Annotated in this window: 6 protein-coding genes and 2 pseudogenes; 3 read left to right on the top strand and 5 right to left on the bottom strand. The window is 67.2% G+C overall.

The features are described 5' to 3' along the window. Positions 1-224, bottom strand: a pseudogene (locus AWC07_RS19455) (pyridoxal 5'-phosphate synthase lyase subunit PdxS); the annotation flags it as partial. 182 nt (positions 225-406) lie between these two features. Between AWC07_RS19455 and AWC07_RS29390 the strand changes: the two are divergent. The 3 genes and pseudogenes from AWC07_RS29390 to AWC07_RS19445 all read left to right on the top strand — a co-directional run. Further along, positions 407-1141, top strand: a pseudogene (locus AWC07_RS29390) (PE-PPE domain-containing protein); the annotation flags it as partial. Beyond that, complete coding sequence (locus AWC07_RS29385; RefSeq protein WP_279628909.1) at positions 1035-1856, top strand: PE-PPE domain-containing protein; 822 nt, start codon at positions 1035-1037, stop codon at positions 1854-1856. The pseudogene AWC07_RS29390 and the gene AWC07_RS29385, both read left to right, overlap by 107 nt. Continuing rightward, positions 1747-3660 carry a PE-PPE domain-containing protein gene (locus tag AWC07_RS19445; RefSeq protein WP_036419881.1) on the top strand — a complete coding sequence of 638 codons (1914 nt, stop codon included), beginning with the start codon at positions 1747-1749 and terminating at the stop codon, positions 3658-3660. The genes AWC07_RS29385 and AWC07_RS19445 overlap by 110 nt, the downstream gene beginning before the upstream one ends. 23 nt (positions 3661-3683) lie before the next feature. Here the strand turns inward: AWC07_RS19445 and AWC07_RS19440 are convergent, their stop codons facing one another. From AWC07_RS19440 to pgsA, 4 genes are read right to left on the bottom strand one after another with little or no spacing between them, the layout of a single operon-like run. Further along, complete coding sequence (locus tag AWC07_RS19440; RefSeq protein ID WP_036419882.1) at positions 3684-4736, bottom strand: NUDIX hydrolase; 1053 nt, start codon at positions 4734-4736, stop codon at positions 3684-3686. Beyond that, positions 4736-5872 carry a glycosyltransferase family 4 protein gene (locus AWC07_RS19435; protein WP_036419883.1) on the bottom strand — a complete coding sequence of 379 codons (1137 nt, stop codon included), beginning with the start codon at positions 5870-5872 and terminating at the stop codon, positions 4736-4738. The genes AWC07_RS19440 and AWC07_RS19435 overlap by 1 nt, the downstream gene beginning before the upstream one ends. Before the next feature lie 55 nt (positions 5873-5927). Then, positions 5928-6878: a phosphatidylinositol mannoside acyltransferase gene (locus AWC07_RS19430; RefSeq protein ID WP_036419884.1), complete on the bottom strand. Its 951-nt coding sequence runs from the start codon at positions 6876-6878 to the stop codon at positions 5928-5930. After that, positions 6875-7537 carry a phosphatidylinositol phosphate synthase gene (pgsA, locus tag AWC07_RS19425; protein ID WP_036419885.1) on the bottom strand — a complete coding sequence of 221 codons (663 nt, stop codon included), beginning with the start codon at positions 7535-7537 and terminating at the stop codon, positions 6875-6877. The genes AWC07_RS19430 and pgsA overlap by 4 nt, the downstream gene beginning before the upstream one ends. Positions 7538-7548: the final 11 nt, after the last annotated feature.

The following is a 7548-nucleotide window of genomic DNA, read 5'->3' as shown; positions in this document are numbered from 1 at the left end:
ATTTCGGGGTCGCTCATCCGCGACACCCCGCCGTGGGCGCGGATGTCGGCGGGCACCCGTTCCAGCGCCATCACCGCCACCGCACCAGCACCTTCGGCGATCCGGGCCTGCTCGGGAGTGACAACGTCCATGATCACGCCGCCCTTGAGCATCTCGGCCATACCACGCTTGACCCGTGTCGTACCGGCCTCGCCGGCTGACGCGGTCTCGTTCGACGTGTCCACTGCCTTCTTCTCTCCTTCGATGCGGGCACCAGTCTAAGAGCTGCGCGACAACGCCGCTTTCCGGCTATCCACAGTGCCGCAACCTTGTTCTGCGCCAAGGCCGTTGGTGTTTGCCCAACCGGCAAGGACCTACCCGGCTTCATCGGCGAAAATTTGTCGGAGCCAGGGCAAGCGTCCCCGCCATGTCCCGGGTGGCCGCGAGCACGTTCGAGGCCGCACTGACGGCCACGGTGCGCCCGGCGATGGTCAGCGTCAACCGGACTCGGCTGGTGTCGCTGATCGGGTCGAACCTGCTGGGCCAGAACGCCCCGGCGATGGCGGCCACCGAGGCCGAATACGAGCAGATGTTGGCCCAGAACGTGGCCGCCATGTCCGGTTACTACTCCGACGCGTCGGCATTGGCCAGCCGGCTGACTCCGTGGCAGCAGCTAATGGGCGGCCTGTCGACAACAGGCCCGGTGGCGACGGGGCCGGGCACGACGCTCGTCATGGGCACCGCCTTCCTGCAGCCGACACCGAGCTATGTAAGCCGCATCGACCAGTTGTTCATCGCCCCGTTCCACCCGGGCTACCTCGCGCAAGGCCTGTACACCCCGGAGCAGTACTGGCCGCTCACCGGACTGACGAGTCTGACCGTCGGCCAGTCGATGGTGCAGAGCGCGCGGGTGCTCAACGACGCGATCATGGCGCAAAACGGCAACCCCACCCTGGTATTCGGCTATTCGCAGAGCGCCTCGGTTGCCACCCTGGAAATGCGCCATCTCATGACCCTGCCCGCCGACCAACGGCCAACCGCTGACCAGCTGTCATTTGTGTTGGCCGCCAACCCCAACCGCCCCAACGGCGGGTTCCTCGAGCGCTTCCACGGTCTGTACATCCCGATTCTGGACCTGCCGTTCTTCGGCGCCACCCCGGCCAACGCCTACCCAGGCCGACTTCCCGCAGTACCCGCTCAACCTGCTCGCCGACGCCAACGCCGTCGCCGGCCAGTTCTACATCCACTCCAGCTACCCGGACCTCACGTCCGCCCAGGTCGCCACCGGTGTGGTGCAGCCCGTGTCGCCGGCGGACACCATGACCAAATACATCCTGATCCCCACCCACGATCTGCCGCTGCTGAACCCGCTGCGCGCCATCCCCTTCGTGGGGAACCCGCTGGCCGACCTGGTGCAGCCGGATCTGCGGGTGCTCGTGGAGTTGGGTTATGACCGCACCGCGTATCAGGATGTGCCCCCCCGGCCGGGCTGTTCCCGCAATTCGACCCGCTTACCGTCGCCGGCCAACTGGTCGAGGGCGCCGGCCAAGGCGTACACGACGCTATCGTCGACCTGGGATTGCCGCCGCCGCGATTCCCGCAACTGTCCTGACCCGGCGCAACCCACCGCAACTCATTGGATTTCGTCGACGGGCAACGCGTTTGGTCGCCGCGGGAAAACCCGCGAGAGCTCCGTGGCACTCGTATACTGCTTGGCTATCGCGGGGGTGCGAGGGCTGAGAACCAGCTCGGAAAAGGCGGACAACGATGAATTTCGTCATCTTGCCCCCGGAAATCAATTCGACGCGTATGTATTCCGGCGCCGGCTTGGGGCCGATGCTGGCGGCAGCCGCAGCATGGGATGGGGTGGCCGCTGAGCTGGGCTCGGCGGCCACCTCGTTCGAGGCGTTGACAACGGGGCTGGCGGGCGGGACGTGGCTGGGTGCGGCGTCGGCGGCGATGCTGGGCGCGGCAGCGCCCTATGCCGCGTGGTTGCAGGCGACGGCTAGTGACGCCGAGCAGGCGGCCGCTCAGGCCCGATCAGCGGTGAGCGCGTTCGAAGCGGCGCAGCCGGCCGCCGTGCATCCCGCGATCATCGCAGGCAATCGGTCTCAGTTGCTGTCGCTGGTGATGTCCAATCTGTTCGGCCAAAACGCGCCGGCGATCGCGCTCGCCGAGGCCGAATACGAGCAGATGCGGGCTCAAGACGAGACCGCCATGCTGGGCTACCACCTGAGCGCCTCGGCGGCTGTCGCGCAGTTGCCGCCATGGCAGGAACTGCCGCAACGATTGGCGGACATGGCGAATAGTGCCATTGCCAGCTGGCAGCTCCCGAACATCAACATAGGTACGGGAAACACCGGCAGCTTCAACATCGGCAACAACAACACCGGCAACTTCAACATCGGCAACAACAACACCGGCAACGCCAACATCGGCAACGCAAACCTTGGCAGCTTCAACCTGGGTTTCGACAACGTGGGCAATTTCAATGCGGGTTTGAACAACTATGTCAATGCGAATGTCGGTACTCGCAATGTCGGCCAATTCAATATCGGCTTCGAGAACACCGGCAACGCGAACGTCGGCATCTGGAACGTCGGCTTCCGCAACGTCGGCTTCGTCAACGTCGGCGAGGGTTTCGTCGGCATCGCCCAGCCCGGCAACGGCGACGTGGGGGTCACAAGCGTGGTCGAGCGGCTGGGGGGCGGCGGCGTGGTGTTGACCCTGGGGGGCACCGCGTTCAGTCCGCTGCCCAGAATCTTCTACACCGCGGCCGTTTCGGACCTGTTCATCAACCCGGTCGACCCCGCCTCGGCCGGGTACGCCGCCGACTTCTTGGTAACGCCCTCCAAGCTGTGGCCGCTAACCGGCCTGGACAGCTTGAGCCTCGACAAATCGGTGGCCCGCGGCGTCGCGGATCTGAACTCGGCGATCATGACGCAATTCACCTTGGGACAAAAGACCGTCGTTCTGGGCTATTCGCAAAGCGCCGTGGTCGTCGGCGAGGAACTGCGCCACCTCGCGACCTTGCCGACCGACCAGCGGCCGGCGTTGAGTGATCTGTCGTTCGTGCTGATCGGTGATCCCGCCAATCCCAACGGCGGCGTTCTGTCGCGCTTCCCCGGAGTGCATATTCCGATCGCGGACTTCACCTTTTTCCCGGCGACTCCGTCCAACGTCTATCCGGCCACCGTTTATACGCTCGAATACAGCGGGGTCGGCGATTTTCCGCAGTACCCGGTCAATATCCTGGCGGACGTCAACGCCGTCGCCGGCGCGTTGGTTCTGCACTCCCAATATCCGGCCCTCACGCCCGGGTGGGTTGCCACGGGTGTGGTTCAGCCGGTGACACCGGGGTCGCTGACGACCTATATCATGATTCCCGTCCAGGATCTGCCGATGTTGGCTCCGCTGCGTGCCGTTCCCTTCGTCGGGGAGCCGCTGGCGGATTTGATCCAGCCCAACTTGAAGGTGCTGGTGAACTGGGGCTACGGCAACCTCGAACATGGTTGGAGCCAGGGGCCGGCCAACGTTCCCACCCCGGCCGGGCTGTTCCCGGACATCAGCGTGTTCGACATTGCCGCGGCCCTGCAGCGCGGCACCGTGCAAGGCGTCAACGATGCACTGGCCGACGTGGGGCTGCAACCGCTGTCATCGTGGTTGCCCCGGCTCCCCTGAGATCGACCCAGTGTGACCGCCGATCAGCGGATGGACTGCGGCACAACGGCATTGCGCATATGGTCGCCGGACGCATCCGCCAGCCGGTTGGCTTCGGGCAGCAACTCGCCGAGCTGCAACGGGTACACCTGCTCACCCGCCGCAACCAGTTCGGCAATGTCGGTGGCGTTACACCAGCGGGCGCCGTGAATGTAGCGGCGTTCCAGTTCGGTTCGCCCGTCCAGCGACGGCTCGAACCGCCGCGTGCGGTACACCAGATAGAACTCCTCGCTGTCGAGCACCGAGCCGTTGAACTCGAAAACGTCGCGGCGTCGCCAGATGGGTCCGACCAGGTCGGCCGGCTCAACCTGCAATCCGGTTTCTTCGGCCAGCTCACGCGCAGCGGCCGCAGCCAGCTGCTCCCCTTTACGTATTTCACCGCCGACGGTGAACCACCACCGGGGCGCGGCGTCGTCATGCGACGCCGCGGCCGCCGGGTCCGAACCGCGCAGCAACAGCACCGCGCCGGTCTCGTCGAGCAGCACGACGCGCGCCGAGGTGCGGCGGTTCAGGTCGCCGTGGTCGCTGTGGACCTGCGTGTGCGGACGCTCGGCGATCTCGAAATAGGTTGGCAGCGCCGCTCTTCCGCCGAGCCGGAAAGCGCGCACCATGCGACGCTCGCGCAGCACGAGGGTGTCGCGCACGGCGTCGTTGTGGAATCGGCGGGCCAACACCACCCGGGCTTCGGCATCGGCCAGCTCGGCGACCAGCGCCGTCGGCAGTGACGCCGGGTCAACCATCGCCAACGCGGCGGAGAGCTGGTTTTCGGCGGCCTCGCGCTCGTGGCGCGGGGCCCGCTCGGCGGCGTCGGCGAGTTCCATCAGCCGCCTGCCTTCGGGCGCGTCGCCGTAGGCCTCAATGGCGACCGCGCGCGCCACCACCGCGCGCCGCGCCAGCGCGCCGTCGAGCGCCTGCCAGGACAGGTCGGAGCGGACATGCAATCGGTCCAGCCGGTTGGCCCGCTGATAACCCCAGGCACCGAACACCACCAGCACCACGACCAGCGCGGCGACGGTGGCGATGAGCAGCCCCGTCATCAACTGGCGACCTGAACCTTGGCGCCCGACCCGGCAACCGTCTGGTATACCCGCATGATCTGGCTGGCCACCACCGACCAGTCGTAACGACGTACCGCGTCGGCACCGGCGGCGACGTACCGGCGCCGCAGCGCATCGTCGTCGAGCACTCGGATCAGCGCATCGGCCAGCGCGGCGGCATGTGAATCCGGGGGGTCGACCGGGACCAGACACCCCACCTTGCCGTCTTGCAGCACGCGCCGGAACGCGTCGAGGTCGCTGGCCACCACCGGGGTGCCGGCGGCCATCGCCTCGACCAGGACGATGCCGAAACTCTCGCCGCCGGTGTTGGGGGCGCAGTACACGTCGGCGCTGCGCATCGCCGAGGCCTTGCCGGCGTCGTCGACCTGGCCGAGAAAGCGCATATGCCGCGTCAATCCGCCCGCCTGGCCGCGCAATTGGTCCTCGTCGCCGCGGCCGACGATCAGCAGCTGCACGTCGGGAAAACGCTGCACCACGGCAGGCAACGCGGCCAGCAGGACGGCCATGCCTTTGCGCGGCTCGTCGTAGCGGCCCAGGAACAGCACCGTCTTGCCCGGCCGCGGATATCCGTCCAACGACGATGCCGAGGCGAAGAAAGCCACATCCACGCCGTTGGGGATTTCCACCGCATCCGAGCCCAGCGCCTCCATCTGCCAGCGCCGGGCCAGATCCGACACCGCGATCCGGCCGACGATCTTTTCGTGCATCGGCCGCAGGATGCCCTGGAACACCGTCAAGGTCAGCGACTTGGTGGTCGAGGTGTGAAACGTCGCCACGATCGGGCCTTCGGCGATGTTCAGCGCCAGCATCGACAGGCTCGGCGCGTTGGGCTCGTGCAGGTGCAGGACATCGAAATCACCTTCGGACAGCCACTTCTTGACCTTGCGGTGGGTCGCCGGGCCGAACCGCAGCCGCGCCACCGACCCGTTGTAAGGAATCGGAACCGCCTTGCCACCCGAGACGACGTAGTCGGGCAGGACGGCATGCGGCGACGCCGGCGCGAGCACGCTGACCTCGTGCCCGCGGGCGCGCATCACCTCCGCGAGCTGCAACACATGCGATTGCACGCCGCCCGCCACGTCGAACGAGTAGGGACAGACCATCCCGATGCGCATCAGGCTTTCCTCAATTGGGCCTCAATTGTGCCTCAGTTGTGCCTCAGTTGTTGCCTCAGTTGTGCCTCAGCCGGGCCCGCCGGGCGTCCGACAGATCAGCCAGCCACTGCGGCTGCAGCATGTGCCAGTCGGCGGGGTGCTCGGCGATGTTGGCTGCGAACCGGTCGGCCAGCGCCTGGATGATGGCGCCGACGTCGCCGCTGGCGCAGTCCAGCGCCGGATACACCCGAAAACCCCAGCCATTGCGTTCGAACCAGCAGTGCGCCGGCAGCAACGCCGCGCCGGTCTCGATGGCCAGCTTGGCCGGCCCAGCGGGCATCCGGGTGGGTTCGCCGAAGAAGTTGACCTCGACGCCGCTGCGGGTCAGGTCGCGCTCGGCCATCAGGCAGACCACCCGGTTGGCCCGCAACCGCTCGCAGAGCACCTCGAACGGCGGTTTGGCGCCTCCGGACAGCGGGAGCACCTCGAAGCCCAGGGTTTCCCGATACTCGATGAAACGCCGATACAACGACTCGGGTTTGAGTCGTTCCGCGACGGTGGTGAACGTGCCGTGCGTCTGCGCCAGCCACATACCGGCCATGTCCCAGTTTCCGCTGTGCGGCAACGCCACCACAACACCGCGGCCCGCGGCCAGCGCCGCATCCAGGTTGTCGAGGCCCTGGAACGCGTGATCGATCTGTCGAGCCACCTTGCGGTGGTTCATCGTCGGCAACCGAAACGCCTCGCGCCAGTAGCGGGCGTAGGACTCCAGCGAAGCGCGCATCAAGGTGTCCGGGACGTCGGCGGGTCGCACGCCGATGACCCGGGCCAGGTTCTTGCGCAGTTGCTCGGGCCCGCCCCGGCGGGCCGCGTAATGCGCCCCGGCGTCGAACACGTTGCGAGCGGCGAACTCCGGCATCGCCCGCACCACGCGCCAGCCGGCCGCATACGCCCAATCCGTCGCGTGGCTGGTCAACAGCCGGCGTGGGCCACCGGTTGACTTCAGCCCGGCCGGGGTGGCGATCACTGTTGCGTCTTTTCCGTGTTGCCCGGCACCGGTATGCGATCGCCGGCCCCGGGCGAGGTCCACACCGTGTACAGCCGCTGCCCGCAGGTGATCACACTGGCCACGGCCAGCACCCACATGGCCACCGGCAACGCCGGGGGCCAGGCGATGAACGGAAAGTCCGACACCCCCGCACCGACGAGCACGATGATCAACCGCTCCGGGCGTTCGATGATGCCGCCGTCGCCGCGCAGGCCGCTGGCCTCGGCCCGCGCCTTGATGTAGGAGATCACCTGCGAGGTGACCAGACAGATCAGCGTCGCCACCACCAGCGGCCGGTCGCGCATGCCGAACGCGATCCACCACAGCAGACCGCTGAACACCGCGCCGTCACTGATGCGGTCGCAGGCGGCGTCCAGCACCGCGCCGAACCGGGTGCCACCGCCGCGTTGCCGGGCCATGGCCCCGTCCAACATGTCGAACAGCACGAAGAACCAGACCACACACGCACCGGGAAACAGCTTGCCCATCGGGAACAGCACCAACGCCCCGGCCACCGAAGCCGTGGTCCCGATGATGGTGACGGCATCGGGTGTCAGACCGATCCGCAGCAGCGCCCGGGCGAGCGGATCGGTGATCCGCGCAAAGGCCGCCCGGGACAGGAACGGCGCCTTACTCATGTGCGCCGTCC

It is taken from the genome of Mycobacterium gastri, from assembly GCF_002102175.1.
GTDB classification, from domain to species: domain Bacteria; phylum Actinomycetota; class Actinomycetes; order Mycobacteriales; family Mycobacteriaceae; genus Mycobacterium; species Mycobacterium gastri.
This window is presented reverse-complemented; position numbering and strand designations above follow the sequence as displayed.

Excerpts from the sequence above, each read along its gene's own strand:
- AWC07_RS19445 (WP_036419881.1), top strand. The coding sequence starts at position 1,747 with ATGAATTTCGTCATCTTGCCCCCGGAAATCAATTCGACGCGTATGTAT.
- AWC07_RS19440 (WP_036419882.1), bottom strand. The coding sequence starts at position 4,736 with ATGACGGGGCTGCTCATCGCCACCGTCGCCGCGCTGGTCGTGGTGCTG.
- AWC07_RS19435 (WP_036419883.1), bottom strand. The coding sequence starts at position 5,872 with ATGCGCATCGGGATGGTCTGTCCCTACTCGTTCGACGTGGCGGGCGGC.
- pgsA (WP_036419885.1), bottom strand. The coding sequence starts at position 7,537 with ATGAGTAAGGCGCCGTTCCTGTCCCGGGCGGCCTTTGCGCGGATCACC.